Source organism: Brevibacterium sp. Marseille-P9724 (assembly GCF_902500275.1).
Classification (GTDB): Bacteria; Actinomycetota; Actinomycetes; order Actinomycetales; family Brevibacteriaceae; genus Brevibacterium.
Window position 1 is genome coordinate 75,136 of the sequence record NZ_LR722999.1, and the last position, 14,666, is coordinate 89,801.

Here is a 14,666-nt window from a genome sequence, read left to right on the forward strand (position 1 = left end):
GGGGGTGCGGCGGGTGCGGCGGGTTCTGCGCATGCGCGGCTGGCTATACTTTCTGGGTCGGTCACACGGGCCGCAACAGCCCACCGTCAAGGAAAGAACACATGCCCACGTACTCCTACTCCTGTAAGAACTGCGGTCACAGCTTCGACATCCACCAGGGTTTCAACGACGATGCCCTGACAACATGCCCCGAATGCGGGCAAGACCAGCTGCGCAAAGTGTTCGGTTCACTCGGGGTGTCGTTTAAGGGTTCGGGGTTCTACCGCAACGATTCTCGCGGCTCATCTGACGGAGGCTCCGGGGACTGACGCCGCTGCTGCGGGGATTCGCAGCAATAGCAGCTCTTTCGCGACGATTGCGGAACAGCAGCGCGGCACTGTAGGTCACAGTTGCTCTTTTTTCCGTGTGTCACTTACCTCCGCGGCACACACTTGGGGCATGTCTGAACGCCTCGCCTCTCTTCGTCGAACAGTGCGGTCGCACCGAATGGTCATCGCTCCGCTGCTCGTGGGCCTTGCCACCCTGATTGCCGTCTGGACCGTCATTCCGCAAACATCCGGCAAGCCCGTCGTGGTTGCCGCCACAAACCTGGCGGCGGGAACAGAAATCACATCTGCCGACCTCGACGTTCGCACTTTTCCTCCCGCCCTCATTCCCGAAAGCGCACACAGTTCCATCGAGACAGTCGTCGGATCGCACGCTTCCGGATCACTGTCTGCCGGTGCACCCGTCACTGACAATGCCCTGTTGGAAAAGACAACAGCCCCAGACGGGACAGTCCTCGTGCCGGTGACCGCCGCTGACCCGGCATCGGCCTCAATCATCCAGACCGGCAGCAGAGTGCGCGTCTACTCTGCCCATGGCGATGGCCGCATAGGGCCGGACAGTCCAGGCCCGACTGGGGAATCAGACGGGGCAGGCGGTGCCGGACCCAAGGCGCTGACACGCAGCGGTGCGGCGGTCGTTCAGTCAGCCGTTGTCACCGGAATATCCCGTCCGGCAGGCAATGCGCTTGCTGACGACAAGCTGGTCTTCACACTGGCCGTCACCCCGGACGAAGCCGCGGAACTGGCGACAATACCGCCGGACATGCTGAGCTTCGCGATCGTCCAGTAACTCCAATAGCCGCTGCGCTCGGGGCTCTGCAGCACTGCTCAGCCGACGGCACAGTGCCCGCTCTGCAAGCACGTGCAGCAGGATCGGAAGCACAGAATAGGCGCGCTATGTGACAGATTCCACCCATTAATGGCGAGGCAACCTGCCTAATGGACAGGTTTTCTGCCTAAAATCGGTACGTATCTGTTACAAACAGTGTCCTACTTAACTCAAAAACAGGACCGCGAAAGGGAAAACCATGCTCAAAGGGTTCCGCGACTTTATTCTGCGCGGCAACGTTGTCGAACTGGCAACCGCTGTCATCGTCGGTGCTGCATTCACCGCAATCGTCGAAGCCATATCGACCAAGCTCATCCAGCCGCTGCTGGCCGTTGCGGGCCCGCCGGACATGGAAGGCCTCGGCTTTGAGATCGTCTCCGGCAACAAGGCCACCTTCATGGACTTCGGTGCTGTTATCACCGCGGCCATCAACTTCATCATCGTCGCTGCCATCGTCTACTTCGTCATCATCGTCCCGATGAACAAGCTCAACGAAATGCGCAACACCGGCGACCTCGAAGACGAAGACGTTCCGCCCACTCAGGAAGAACTCCTCACCGAAATCCGCGACCTGCTCGCAGGCCGTTCGATTGCCGGCGAACCTGCCGCAGAAGGCAACAACATCAACTTCAACAACGGTCCGGACGTCCCTCCCCGTCACTGAGATCAGCGGGATCAGCGCAGCCAGCTGACATCCCGATCAGCACAAAAGGCTGATGCCCCAAGCCGCGGCTTGGGGCATCAGCCTTTTCTGTATCCGCTTCTGTGCACTCAGCACAGGCAATCTCAATGAGCCCCGCGCGTGCACTCAGCGGCTTTTCGGAGCCCAGTGGGGTGGGCGGTCAGCCAGAAGCCGTTCGTCATTCGCCCCTCCGGCGCTCTGTCCGGACTCATTGCGGACCGTACGCCGGTAGGCTTCTTTGGCGGCGGCTATACGCGCCCGTCGCCGCTCGTGGTCAACCTCATCGCGGGTCGACTCGGCACCGGACGGATCGCTGTTTCGGTGCGGGGCTCCCGCCGATTCTTCAGCCACTGCGCGCTCAGTCCCGGTCGGCACCGGAGTCGTGACTGCTGCCGGTTTCAGCAGAATCATTGTTCCGGCCGCTGTCTAAAGCTCTGCCGGGCTGAGCTGGCTCGTCGTCACGCAGACCGGCGTCAATGAGATCGGCTTCGCGCAGCAAGCCCGTGTCATAGGCCGGCATAATCTGGTCTTCGACAGCTCCCTCGGGCAGGGCGGCGAGCGATGCCGCCTGCTCTGCAGGCGTCTGAGCCCGCTTCTTGACTGATCCAGACTGCGCACCGGCCGATCGCGACTGCTGTCCGGCAGCACCGGCCGACCCCGGACCGGCACCTCGACCGTCAGCGCCTTGACTGTCAGCACCGGCGGCAGCTTCAGCGTCTTCGGCAGCGCGGATCTCGGCAGCATAGCGTTCGGCCTCTTCGTCGGCCCTCTTGAGAGCCTCGGGGTCTTCGTCCGCGGCAATACCAGCCCACACCTGGTAGATCCGCTCGGTCTGTCCCTGCGGGTCGACAAACGCATCGGTCGACCACACGCGCAAGAACGTCCAGCCCCGGCGCGCAAAACTCAGCGGACGCAGCCGTTCGCGCTGCCGCAGCGACGGCGCGGTCGTGTAGTCAAGACCGTCCGCTTCGACAGCGAGCACCATGCGCGAACCCGCCTGCGAAACCAGCGGCACAGCCAGATCCAGTCCGCCGTAGTTGGCAATGGGCTCCAGACCCTTCGCCTCGACGCGGGCAGAAAGATCGGCCATGAGCGGTGAACGTCCCCGCTCCTCCTGCGATTTCTCAATAAATGACGAACCCGACCGAGCGGCCTCAAACAGCACCGGCAGAAGCGCCGCTCCGTACCGCAGCCGTGATCGGTCCAGTTCGTCCGGGCGCAAGCACGAAACAATCGTCAAACGCTGCTTAGCCGGTGTAACCGCAGCGGCGACCACCTTCTGCCCACCCGGCTGAGACAGTTCGCCGAAACTGTAGAGCACCCGCCCTGCCAGCGAGCGCCCCCAGCCGACCGTGAAGATCACCGCATCGCGCGAAAGGGTCTGGGCCCTGTGGGCGTCAGTGATGACAAACGGCTCGTTGCCGTCACCGGTGAAGAAGCTCTTCAGTTCCGGATAGCGGGGCAGCTGCCGGGCAACCGCGAGCGCAATCCGCCGAGCGTGCCACTGCGTGAGTGCAATGACGCCCAGTGTCTGCTCCGGGGAGGTGCGCGCGTGTTCGAAAACCAGCCGCACCACCTCGGCGACCTCGACATCGGGGCTCTCCACCTGGCCGGTAGCCGAATCGGGGCTGCCCTCTCCCCCATCCACGTGGATGAAAGACAGACCGGTGGTGCTTCCGGTGTCCGCAATCGGCAAGGACACGAGCTTGTCATCGTAGATGACATCGTTGAGCAGCCCCGCAATCTCCTGCGGAACAACCCGATGGTTTGTGTGCAGCCGCATCCTGGGCACAACCGGGGTGAGCGCCTCAAACACGCTGAGGCCTGCTGATTCCGGCTGTGTGCCTGCCCTGCGGTGGGCCGCCACGGAGAACTCCGTGGGACCCAGCAGCTTGTCATCTCCCAGTGCCAGAGTGTGCTTGGCCATTGCGATCGGCACGAGCGCTTCTGGGACGGACACCCGGGCGGCATCGCCGATGATCACCGTGTCGAACAGGGCGTGTGCCACGAGTGCGGGGTCCGTGCCGAACTCACCGGAGAACTCATCGTCGAAGCTGTCATCGCGGAAGGGGAAGTCCGCACCCGAGGCGCCGGTCGCCTTTGCGCGGTCCGTCACGGTGGACAGGGTCTGGCCGAAGGTGTCGGGGACACTCACCGGGCTCATCATCCACACCGGTGCCAGGGCCAGCAGAACGTGCGGCGCGCGGACGGCCAAACGGTTCAGGTTCAGCCCGTCGCTGAGCAGTTCAGCGCGCAGCAGGGCTGCTTCTTCCGGATATTCCTCAATTGCGCTCTCCCAGGCCTGGGCGCGCGCGTACTGCAGGCGGGAAGCACCAGCGGACACGAACGCCGCGTCAGTGCGCCGGAAATCAGCAGCCAGGCGGTGCAGAGCGTCGCCGTCGTGCTCACCGACCTGCGGATCAGCGGCGGCCATCTGCTGCAGAACCGTCGCCCAGTAGGCAAGGTCGAATTCGCTGCCGACCTCTTCTGGGAGAACACGACGACTGCGCAGATCGTCCATCAGCTCACGCAGACCCGCCGCTTCGAGATCACGGCACAGGGCGGTGCGGTGGGGAAGATCGCCCAGGGCGGCACGATCGTCAGCCATAGCGGCCAAGCGCGATTCGAGTTCCCCAATGTGCATAGCATCGAGGTCTCCCCCGTCCGGGGTTTCCGCCAGGATGAGGGCGAGGGCATCGATGTCCGCGGCCACGCGCTCGTACAGTTCGGACACTTCGGCAAGGTTCGACGGCAGACTGGGGATGCGCGGCCGGCCGGTGATGCGCTCGGCCTGCTTCAGCTGATCCCGCATCACTTTCAAACCGCCGTGCAGATCAACGTCAGCCAAGTCGCTGCGCACCAGGGAACGGGCGTGGCGCTTGAGTTTGCTGCGTTCGAAAACACCCATATCGACATCGTGATCACGCCGGTATTCAACCGAACCGGTCGCATCGATCAGCTGGTCGAGGTCTTCGCGGTAGGACTCCGGCACGAAAGTGGCCATGCTGCTCTCAACAGAGCGCAGCAGGGCCAGGCTGTCGGCCCATTCGACCATCGTCCACCCGGGCGTCACACCGGCTTCTTCCAACGCTGTGCGCATCATGCGGGTGAGCTTGGGCAGTGCGTCAGCACAGCGTTCTGCCGTAACACGCGCTTTTTCTGCCTGCGCGGCAGTGTCGAAGCGCGCACCGAACCACACGGTGTCTTCGACGCCAAGGGTGAATTCGCCCAGCTGCGCCAACTGAATCAGCTGCGCGCGCAGTTCTGAGCGCTCCTCCTGCGACATCCGCATAACACCAGCGGGCAGGCGCACTTCCGTCCGCGGGCTGTTCTCTCCAGATGTCAGATCCGCCAGGTGCTCAATCGTGGAGTACACCGAAATACCCCACGGGCGCCGCGGTTCGTGAAGCGACCTGGCGTGCTTTGTCAGCTTCTTGCGCTGTTTGCGCAGACGCGAGACCAGTTCGCCGATGTCCGGTTCCGCGGCTTTTTCCACCTGCGAAATCATGGCGATCAGCTGCTTCTTCACCGCCGATTGGCTGCGGCGTGCATCCACGACAAAGCCCGCCAGCCCCGCAGAGGCGAAGCGGTCCCGGTAGTCATCGAGCGTGTCGGAGTCATTCGCCACAAAGAGGCTGGAACGGCCGACAAAGGCCAAACTCGTCGCCGCCGCAACAGCCACCTGGGTCGCCCCGGTGCCGGCGGGAGTGTCAACGGCTGCGGAAGAGTGCTCCATGACCGCGTTGACAACCGCCTGCTGGTCGCCGTCAACGTCAAGCGCGAGGAACTCTTCGCGCGGATCGCGGTCTTCCAGGGGTCGAATGTCGAGGCTGCGCGCATTGCCGCGCGGGCCGTCTTCGGCTGTTCCGACCTCGGCTGAGTCATCCGGTTCCGGTCTGGAAGCCTCGGCACCCCGCTGCCCGGCAATGCCGACATCTTGGGCTCCTGCCGCGGCGGAAGCGCTCAGTGAGGCAGAGAGCGTGTCCGCGGTCGAGGCGGTGTCGACCGTCCGCGTCCGGCCTTCATCGTCGTCAGCGAAGGCCGAATCATCCGGGTTGACCCCGCCGTTGAGCAGCGGGTGCGTGTCGTACTGAGAAGAATCGTGCGGCTCTGTCCCCGCGGCATCGCCCCACGCTCCGAGGACTTTGCCGACGTTGTGCTTCTCCGCAGCGGCAACGGATTCCCGGTCTGCCTTTTCGGCATCGAGAACAGCCTGCGCCATGCGGGCCAAGATTGGGTGCTTTCGCGGAAGGTCAACCGTCCCGACGGCAGAAGCGACATTGGCAAAAGTCGACACAAACAGGCAGTACTCAGCGCTCAGCGCCGGATAGTCAGCGACAGCGGCCCGCACCCGTTCCAAAACCGGACGGGCGTCAAAGCGACGCGGCCCGCCGGTGGACTCCAGCCATTCGTCAACATCAACTTCGATGCCCAGTTCAGAACGCAGATACGCGACAAAAGCAGGATTGATGACGATCGTGTCGTCAAGGGTCAGCTCAACATCGTCTTCGCGGCGGCCCACTGTGCGGATCTCCACCCGCCGCAGCACCAGCGGGGCGTGCAGCTGCTCATCCGGACTGGTAAGAGGCGCCGAAAGGCGCACCGCTCCGATGGCGAGGCAGGCGGCGGAAAAGCTGCGCTCATTGCGCAGCTCTCTGGCCTTCTCCGCAATCAAGCGGGCGCGTCGACCGGCGTCCTGACGCTGTTCATCGTCGCGAATGAGGCTGGCCAGCCGAGTGGGTCTGCCCGCCATGAGCTGCGCCATGCCCGAGGGGTGGGCGGTCGTCAGGTCAAGCGAACCGTCGCGGGAGTCTCGATAGCGCAGCATGGTGTCACGCCCGCCGAGCTTTTCGGCACGCGATATCCATTCAGCGAAGACGTCGCTGATTCCCCTCTGCGTATCTGCTTGATCTGCCACGCATCCACCCTAACCGGGCCGGCGCGGGAAACTTCCTAAGCCAAAGAGCGTGGCGGCTCTCAGCCGCGCAGCAGCACCGCGTATGGGATCAGGCCGCGCGGCGCCTGCGCACCGCGTCGTAGATGGTGCGCGCGAAGATCACGACGATAAGCGCACAGCCCACATAGCCGACAGTGCCGTAGACCTTGTCCACCAGGACGCCGAACGGCAAGAAGCCGCAGGCGATCAGAACCGCACAGATGGCGGCGGTGACCGCGAAGTTCCACGAACGCGGCGCAAACGCCATTGCCTGGTTCTTCACCACCCAGTACAGCGGGGTCGCTGTCGAATAGATGCCCAGCATGACGATGACGCCGAAGGCCACCCCAACGGCCGGATGGATCGTCTGCCCGAGGACGAGGGTCGGAACCTCCTTGTCGAGGGCCAGGGTGAAGTTCGTCAGGATGGCCAAGGTGATCATGAGGACGCCGACGCCCAGACCGAGTCCGCCGACAGCACCGGCGATCCCCGCTTCGCGCTTGCTCGTGGCCTCCTTGCCCAGCTGGGAGAAGAACACCATGCCCAACAGCATGTTGAAGCTGACGTACAGAACGGCCGACACCACAAAGTTGCCCGTCACCTGAACGTCTTCAACAGCAGCCTGCGGCAGGTTGCCGAAGATCGGCTGGCTGCCCAGTTGCCCGAAGTCGCGAACGAAGATGATGGTTCCCACAATCACCGTGAACACAATGATGATCGGGCCGATGGTGCCGATGATGTCCACCAGACGCTCAAGACCGGCCAGAACCGTGGCAAAGCCCAGCAGGCCCATGCCGACAACGCCCACCCAGTTGGGCAGGCCGGTCAGCTGGTTGAACACCGCGCCCGAACCGGAGACCATGATGACGGCAACAGCGAACGAGTACAGAACGGCAAACCACTCAAGCGCTGTGCCCAGAAACCGGCCGACGTAAGCGCTGAACACCTCGGAGGACAGTTCCAGCTGCAGTTCGTGGCCCTTGCGCATGATGAGCGCACCGACCACTATGAACAGCAGGGTCGAAATGACTCCGCCCAGCAGACCCACGATCCCAAAGGATGCGAAGAACTGAAGGGTCTCCTGGCCTGTCGCAAAGCCAGAGCCGATCAGGTACGCGATCGAAGCGCCCGCAAAACGCCCGACATTCGTCCAGCGCACCTGCTTAGACTCAGGCTTGACGGGCGCCGCGTTGGCGGTCGCGGCTTCGACGGTTGTCGGTTCGGGGCTATCGCCACCGGCACTGCCGGCAGAATGCGAACCGGCTGCAGGATCAGCCATGAGAATCTCCTTGCTTCACAGGGCAGGCGCAGAAACAGCAGCGCCGCACTCCGACCCCATAGCGTAGTCGACTGCAGCGGTCGGTGCTCTCAGTATCCCCATTAGGCGTTCAGCGACCGCGGTGTCATTCCCACCGGGCACGTCCGCTAAACTGTTCCGCGTTGCCCCCGTAGCTCAGGGGATAGAGCACCGCTCTCCTAAAGCGGGTGTCGCAGGTTCGAATCCTGCCGGGGGCGCCGAACTCTCACCAGGGGAAACTCCCAAACGCAGAAGACCGGGCACTGTCAGCCCGAAAGTCTCACATCCGGCCCACGAGCCGCGCCACCATCACCCAACGGGCTTAGCTGTCCTTTTCGGCGAACGGGTGTTCCGGCGTGGAGCACAGTTCGTCGTGGTAGCCGCGGCAGAAGTATTCTTTGCCCGGTTCGAGCTTCATGCCCTTGAACATGTAGCCGACTGGAACCAGGTAGAAGCCCCTGTCCTGCAGGCCGGAGAAGATTTCGGGCGAAGCATCCACCGTCGTCGGGTGGATGGCGTGCATGAGCACAATCGAGCCCGGTTTGGTGTTCGCCAGCGCTGCTTTCTTGACCCGATCAGCGTTACGGTGCTTCCAGTCGAGAGTGTCGACGTCCCACATGATGATCGCTTTTCCGTGCTCGGCCTTCTCGCCGTCGGCTTTCTTGGCCTTACCACCGGCTGGGTCGCCCGATTCACCGCTGCCCTGCGCCACGGTGTCCAAGCGCTTGTTCGAAGCACCGTAGGGCGGGCGCAGCATTGTCGGATATTCACCGCCAGCGTCGTGAATGGCCTTGTCGGTCTTGTCCACCTCGGACTTCTGCTTGTCAGGTGTCAGCTTGCTCAGCACCGGGTGGGTGAACGAGTGGTTTTCGACTTCGTGGCCGGCTTCACTCAGCAGGCGCGAGTTCTCCGGCAGTGCCTCCACAATGCGCCCGATCTCAAAGAACGTTGCACGCACCTTCGCTTTGTCAAGCGCATCGGCCAAGCGCTTTGTCAGCGCGTCATCAGCCGGGCCGTCGTCGTAGGTCATAGCCGCACACGGCAGAAGAGCGCACGTGAAATCCGGCAGGTACGGGCTTTCCTCGGCCTCAATCGTCAGGTCCTCGCCCAGCACCGCGGCGAGGTTGTGCCCGGACTCGCTGAGAACCTCATCATCGGCATCTTCACCGTCGACAGTGATCTTGTCCCCCGCAACGGCAATCTCACCTTCAACGCCTTCGGCTTTGATCGAATCTATGGGCTTGGTGGCGTTGTTCTTGGTGTCGGTCAGAAACTGTCGGCTGGCAGTCTGCCCACCGGAGCGCACGTCGAGCTGAGTGACGAGAAAGTCGCCACCGGCACCGACGATGTGCGACTCGACGCTGCTGGCCTTATCGTCACCGCTGCCGGACTGCTGACCTTCTGCGTCCTCGCCTTCTGTGCTTTCGCTTTCGGGCGAGTGCCCTTCAAAAGCAAGATAGTCGGCCTCACCCCAGCGCTCCTTCGGCGGTGTGACCTCGGGCTGGAACGCCTTCCTCCCCTTGAAAGCACCGGCTTGTTCCAGGGCTTTGAGTGTGGCCTCCTCTAGGGTCTCGTTGAGTGAATCCTGCCCCGGAATGCCGAACAGGTGGACTGCCGCTTCCGGTGTCTGCACCGCGTAGCTGCGCAGCACCTTGGGAAGTTCGTCTTTGACCTGCTCAGCTGGGATCGTCACCTCACTCTTCGGCACGTGAGCTTCTGGTTTGTCATCGTCTTTGGCAGCGCAGCCGGTGAAGACGAGCGAAGCTGCAAGAATGCAGGCAACAGAAGAAAAGCGCACAGCGGATCCTACTGAAAAGGGAGGGTTGGGGTCGGAAGCAACTGTACTCCCGGAAGCTTAAGAGAAGCCGACCGGTGTCCACCGGTCGGCTTCTCTTAAGCTCAGAGTCAGTCGCGCTTGACGCTCACAACCATGGTCGGGCAGTGCGAGTACGGCAGCACAGACTGCGAGGTCGAACCCAGCAGGAGACCGGCAAAACCGCCGCGACCGCGGGTGCCGACTACGAGGACGTCTGCTGTATCAGAGGCGCGGACAAGCGCTTCTGAAGGCTGTCCGTCCAGCAGCATCCAGCCGGCTTCGAGGTTCGGGTGCTTGTCGCGCACAGCCTTGCAGGCAGCCTCGAGTTTCTCAGTTCCGCGCTCAACGAACTTCTTGAGCTCATCTGTGCTCGGCAGCCATTCCGGGCCGACAATCGAGGTGGTGATGACGCCCATAACGGTCAGCGGGGTACCGCGTTCCTCAGCGAGCTCCGCTGCATTCCACAGCGCGGGCGATTCCTTGCCCATGGCATCCACACCCACGACGACGCGGCCGGCGAAGTTCGGCCCTTCGATCGTTTCGGAGTCTTCGTCGAACTCAAAGTGTGTAGCGGCGGAATCTGCCAGTGGGAACGACGAGGTCTGCTTGGGTGCACGCTCCTGGTCTTTTGACCAGCCCACGGGAACCACAATCGTCGGGCAGTGCGAGTGTGCAGGCAGAGCCGAAGAGACTGTACCCAGCAGGCGACCTGCGAAGCCGCCGCGGCCGCGTGAACCGACGACTGCGAGTGAAGCCTGCGCGGATTCGTCTACCAAAACACCCGCGGCATCGCCGATCTCAATGACTGCCTCTACTGACACTCCTGCGGCCTTGACCTTTTCAGCCGCGGACTTCAGTGATTCGGTGACAGCTGCCCGCACGGCAGAATCGTCAATCGGCACATAGGACACATCGATTGTCGCTGCGGCGACGGACGGGATGGTGTAGGCGCCGACCAGTCGGATGGAACGGCCCGTGGCCTTTGCTTCGCCGATGGCGAAGTCGAGAGCATTGAGGCTCGCTTCGGAACCGTCGATGCCGACGACGATGGCCTGGGCGTCTGCGACGTCCGGAAGATTGTTCTCAGGTGACACGGCAGGTCCTCTTAGATTGGTTGGCTCAGGCATGCGCCTGCTGATGCTTCGATTCTATCGGCCGGACAGACCGCGTGCGCGGTCGCTCACTATGCGACCGAGGTCAACTCACTGTGATCGGCGAGGTTGAGGAACGGCTGCCAAGCCGGCGCGGGCCTCTCGAGCTCACGCAGCCAGCAGCCCCGGTACTCCGGTGCCCGCGGCGTACTCTGCAGCTGCCAGCCCATTTCCTGCGGGGTCCTGTCCGCTTTGCGGTTATTGCAGTCACGGCAGCAGGCAACGAGGTTTTCCCACGTGTTCTGACCGCCGCGAGAGCGCGGAAGGATGTGGTCGATGGTGCCCGCGGGCTTTCCGCAGTATCCGCAGCTGTTGTGGTCTCTGCGCAGCACGGCTTTGCGCGACGGCTGCGCGATTCGTCCTGCAGGCGGGCGAATGTAACGAGTCAGGAGGATAACGGCTGGCTGTTCAATGTCGAGGTGTTCGCTGCGAACGCGGGCTCCAGAAGCTGCCAGGACCGTGGCGCGGCCTGCCAGAACCAGAACCACCGCCCGCTTAAAGGACACTACCGACATCGGTTCGTATCCGGCGTTGAGAACGAGGGTCTTCATCAGTTCCACCTAGGTTCAGGTCGTACTCGGCCAGCACGACGTGACGAAGACCACGTTACACACGCCACCGTCGGCGTCGACGACATCGACGTAAACGACAGGTGTCGAATAACCGCACAGACAGCAAAAACCCCGAGCGCGAGGCTCGGGGTCTGTGCTGAAGATCAGGTGACTGGAAACTCTGATCAGAGAACGCGAATGAACTGTGCGCCCTGCTTGGTCATCCAGTCGATGGAACGGTAGGTGGTGTCAACTGACGGGTTACCTGCGTCGTACATCATGCCGTTGCCAGCGTAGATGCCCACGTGGCCGGGCGACCAGATGATGTCGCCGGGCTTGGCTGCCGAACGCGGCACAGTGGGACCCGCACCCTTCTGCGCACCCGAGGTGCGCGGGAGGTTCACGCCGACCTTGCCGTAGACGTAGCTGGTGAAGCCAGAGCAGTCCCAGCCGGAAGGTGAGGTTCCACCGGAGACATAGGGCGTACCCACGTACTGCTTGGCGATGCTGATGACCTGCTGCGCCTTCGGGCCATCCGGCACCGACACGCTCTTGGACTCGCCGCTGGACTTCTTAGCGTCCTTCGAGGACGAACCGCTGTTCGAGGCAGGCTGGGCGTTGGCACCGTCATTATCGGAAGCACTGCCGCCCTGCGGAGCATTGGAAGGAGCCTCCGGAGCCTTCGTAGCAGTCACGGGAGCCGCGACAGCAGCACCGTCGACCGAAGCCTTCGAGTCGGCAGTGTCGACCGTAAAGCCGGACTGCGAAACGGTCTCGAGCGAATCCCCCTCCGTGCGCTCGTTCTGCGCTTCCGCATTGGCTTCACCGTCGGAATGCGACGGGATAACAGCGGCAACCAAAAGACCACCGGTGGCAGCCGCAATGGCTGCGCGCTTGCCGAGAGCACCCGAATTGGCGCTCAGAGCTTCTGTAATCTCAGTCAGAGGCGTCTTGACCTTGGTGTCGGCGGCGCGACGTCCTCGCTTCTTTACAGCCACGTGTTCTCCAAACCTTGTTCGCTGGCCCTAGCGGGCATTAGCTGGCACCTGTCAGACAGTAACGGACTTGCAACTAAAAGTCACGTTCAGATCACAGGAAGTGAAAATTTCTCAGGCTTTCAGCCCGGATATTCGGGCCTGTCTGCACTCTCTTCGCAGTTGGACGCGCGTCCTGAGAATTGCGTCACAGAACCCTGATGTAGACGGCATCGCTCATCCACGACGCCGAGGTGTGCACCGTGCCCTTGCGCTTATTGCGGGCGTCGACCATCTTGCCGTTGCCGGTGTAGATGCCCACGTGGCCGGGATGCCACATGAGGTCACCGGGCTTTGCCTGCGAGCGCGGCACGACCTTGCCCGCGCCCTTCTGCGCCCCCGAGCTTCGCGGCAGGTTCACACCCACCTGGCGGTAGACGTAGCTGGTGAAGCCCGAGCAGTCCCAGCCAGACGGCGATGTTCCGCCCCACACATAGGGAGTACCCACGTAGCTCTTGGCGATCGACACGACTTTCTGAGCTTTTGTACCCGACGGGGCAGCCACATTGCCCGAGGACTCGGAACGCTTCGACGAAGCCTTCTCGGCGGAGCCAGTCGAGTCTGTCGAGCCAGAACTGCGCGAAGAAGAAGCTTCCGAAGAGGAAGCGCTGCTCGACTCGCTCGAAGGGCTCGACGCACTCGGCTCCGGTTCGGGTTCTGGTTCCGGCTCAGGTTCTGGAGCCTTCGCGGCGGTGACAGCTGAGACCTCTGCAGCACCGGCAAGTGCGCCGTCGGCCTCACCTTCGGCAACGACCTTGCCCTGCGCCTTGAAGTCGTCTTCCACCGGAGTGGTGGAGACCGCCTCGGCCTCCGCTTCGTTACCGGCCTCTGACATCGTGGGAACAGCAACACTCAGAGCCAGTCCCGCACCGGCCGCCGCAACTGCGGCGCGCTTGCCGAGAACATTCGAGTCGGAACGGAGGAGGTCCGTCAGGTCAGACAGCGGGGTCCTGACCTTGGTGTCAGCCGCCCTGCGTCCGCGCTTCTTCTGAGCCACGTGCATCTCCCTGAATGGTCGAGAATCCTACTGAAGTACAGAACCAAACGTTACACAACTGAGACCCGAAAGTCACATTTAAGTAACGCGGGAGAGGCTGTGAGCTTGCTCAGAGCAGCATTTTCGCAGGTCAGAGTCTTTATAAAGGTCGTGTAATTCTTGTTACACAACGATAACGAGGACGTTTTCAGCCATTTCCGCAGGGAGATCCAGCACCTCGTCCGCCCCGGAGACGGCAAAGGTCACGTAGTCCCCGCTTGCCGAGACCGTCACCTCGGCACCGGGAACAATTCCCGTGCGCTCACACTGAGCCAACAGGTTTTCATCAACCTGCAGCGGCTCGGCAAAGCATACGATCCGCACCGTCTTCGCATCTGCGCGCAGTGCCAATTCAGAAGCCGGGACCGCGGAGTCCTCAAGTGCAACATCAGCACCGGGAATCGGATTGCCATACGGGCTGGTGGACGCATCCGGCAGAATATCGACGAGCTTTTCCGTCACTTCGTCGCTCATCACGTGCTCCCACCGGCACGCTTCGTTATGCACCTTGGGCCATTCCAGGCCGATGACGTCCGACAGCAGCCGTTCAGCAAGACGGTGCTTGCGCATAACGCTCGTGGCCAGCTCCCGCCCTTCGGCAGTCAGCTCCAAACGGCGGTCGCGGCCGACAACCAGCAGGCCGTCGCGCTCCAAGCGGGCCACCGTCTGCGACACGGTCGGACCCGAATGGTCCAGACGCTCAGCAATGCGAGCGCGCAGCGGCACAACCTTCTGCTCCTCGAGCTCCGTGATGGCCTTGAGATACATCTCCGTTGTGTCAATCAGATCCTGCATGATTCTCCGTTCACGGCTGTGTCCGAGGGGCTGGCAATACAAATATACGCACAGGCTGATGAATCACACCGGCAACGCCGCCTAGGTGTACTTCCCCGTGAGGTTGTGAACGCGGTCGGCTGGTGAGAGTCCCCCGATGGCGGTGTGGGCTCGGTGGTGATTGTAGTCATGTAAGAACGCTGCGTACGAATCCTCGCGAGCACTCTCACTGGC

Annotated in this window: 13 protein-coding genes, 1 tRNA gene and 1 pseudogene; 5 read left to right on the top strand and 10 right to left on the bottom strand. The window is 62.6% G+C overall.

Annotation, left to right across the window (positions count from 1 at the left end; all coding sequences use genetic code 11):
• Positions 1 to 101 precede the first annotated feature (101 nt).
• From GC119_RS10100 to mscL, 3 genes are all read left to right on the top strand, one after another.
• Positions 102 to 308, top strand: coding sequence for an FmdB family zinc ribbon protein (locus GC119_RS10100; protein ID WP_070574707.1), 207 nt, complete (start codon positions 102 to 104; stop codon positions 306 to 308).
• Positions 309 to 438: 130 nt separating this feature from the next.
• Positions 439 to 1,116, top strand: coding sequence for an SAF domain-containing protein (locus tag GC119_RS10105; RefSeq protein WP_083304169.1), 678 nt, complete (start codon positions 439 to 441; stop codon positions 1,114 to 1,116).
• 238 nt (positions 1,117 to 1,354) lie between these two features.
• On the top strand, positions 1,355 to 1,819 hold the full coding sequence (gene mscL / locus GC119_RS10110) for a large conductance mechanosensitive channel protein MscL (protein ID WP_070574711.1): 465 nt from the start codon (positions 1,355 to 1,357) through the stop codon (positions 1,817 to 1,819).
• 144 nt (positions 1,820 to 1,963) lie between these two features.
• Here mscL and GC119_RS10115 read toward each other — a convergent pair whose 3' ends face one another.
• From GC119_RS10115 to GC119_RS10125, 3 genes are all read right to left on the bottom strand, one after another.
• Complete coding sequence (locus tag GC119_RS10115) at positions 1,964 to 2,188, bottom strand: hypothetical protein (protein ID WP_176745908.1); 225 nt, start codon at positions 2,186 to 2,188, stop codon at positions 1,964 to 1,966.
• A gap of 7 nt (positions 2,189 to 2,195) precedes the next feature.
• A complete protein-coding gene (locus tag GC119_RS10120) occupies positions 2,196 to 6,755 on the bottom strand; it encodes a DUF4011 domain-containing protein (RefSeq protein ID WP_151953076.1) in 4,560 nt (1,519 codons plus the stop codon).
• A gap of 88 nt (positions 6,756 to 6,843) precedes the next feature.
• Entirely contained in the window at positions 6,844 to 8,052 is a 1,209-nt protein-coding gene (locus tag GC119_RS10125; protein ID WP_151953077.1) for a hypothetical protein, read from the bottom strand.
• A gap of 163 nt (positions 8,053 to 8,215) precedes the next feature.
• Here GC119_RS10125 and GC119_RS10130 point away from each other — a divergent pair.
• Positions 8,216 to 8,288, top strand: a tRNA-Arg gene (locus GC119_RS10130).
• Between the two features lie 104 nt (positions 8,289 to 8,392).
• Here the strand turns inward: GC119_RS10130 and GC119_RS10135 are convergent.
• Positions 8,393 to 9,868, bottom strand: coding sequence for a polysaccharide deacetylase family protein (locus tag GC119_RS10135; protein ID WP_226829402.1), 1,476 nt, complete (start codon positions 9,866 to 9,868; stop codon positions 8,393 to 8,395).
• Between GC119_RS10135 and GC119_RS11290 the strand changes: the two genes are divergently transcribed.
• Positions 9,843 to 9,929 (top strand): hypothetical protein, encoded by an 87-nt coding sequence (locus tag GC119_RS11290; protein ID WP_370919393.1) that lies wholly within the window; start codon positions 9,843 to 9,845, stop codon positions 9,927 to 9,929. The genes GC119_RS10135 and GC119_RS11290 overlap by 26 nt on opposite strands.
• Positions 9,930 to 9,975: 46 nt before the next feature.
• Here GC119_RS11290 and GC119_RS10145 read toward each other — a convergent pair whose 3' ends face one another.
• The 6 genes and pseudogenes from GC119_RS10145 to GC119_RS11105 form a co-directional block, all read right to left on the bottom strand.
• Complete coding sequence (locus GC119_RS10145) at positions 9,976 to 10,980, bottom strand: universal stress protein (protein ID WP_151953079.1); 1,005 nt, start codon at positions 10,978 to 10,980, stop codon at positions 9,976 to 9,978.
• Positions 10,981 to 11,069: 89 nt separating this feature from the next.
• Complete coding sequence (locus GC119_RS10150; RefSeq protein ID WP_070575323.1) at positions 11,070 to 11,588, bottom strand: HNH endonuclease; 519 nt, start codon at positions 11,586 to 11,588, stop codon at positions 11,070 to 11,072.
• 185 nt (positions 11,589 to 11,773) lie between these two features.
• Positions 11,774 to 12,586 (bottom strand): C40 family peptidase, encoded by an 813-nt coding sequence (locus GC119_RS10155; protein WP_070574723.1) that lies wholly within the window; start codon positions 12,584 to 12,586, stop codon positions 11,774 to 11,776.
• A 184-nt stretch (positions 12,587 to 12,770) separates the two neighbouring features.
• Entirely contained in the window at positions 12,771 to 13,619 is an 849-nt protein-coding gene (locus tag GC119_RS10160) for a C40 family peptidase (RefSeq protein WP_151953080.1), read from the bottom strand.
• A gap of 162 nt (positions 13,620 to 13,781) precedes the next feature.
• On the bottom strand, positions 13,782 to 14,453 hold the full coding sequence (locus GC119_RS10165; protein ID WP_070574724.1) for a metal-dependent transcriptional regulator: 672 nt from the start codon (positions 14,451 to 14,453) through the stop codon (positions 13,782 to 13,784).
• A gap of 81 nt (positions 14,454 to 14,534) precedes the next feature.
• A pseudogene (locus GC119_RS11105) lies at positions 14,535 to 14,666 on the bottom strand (IS481 family transposase); the annotation flags it as partial.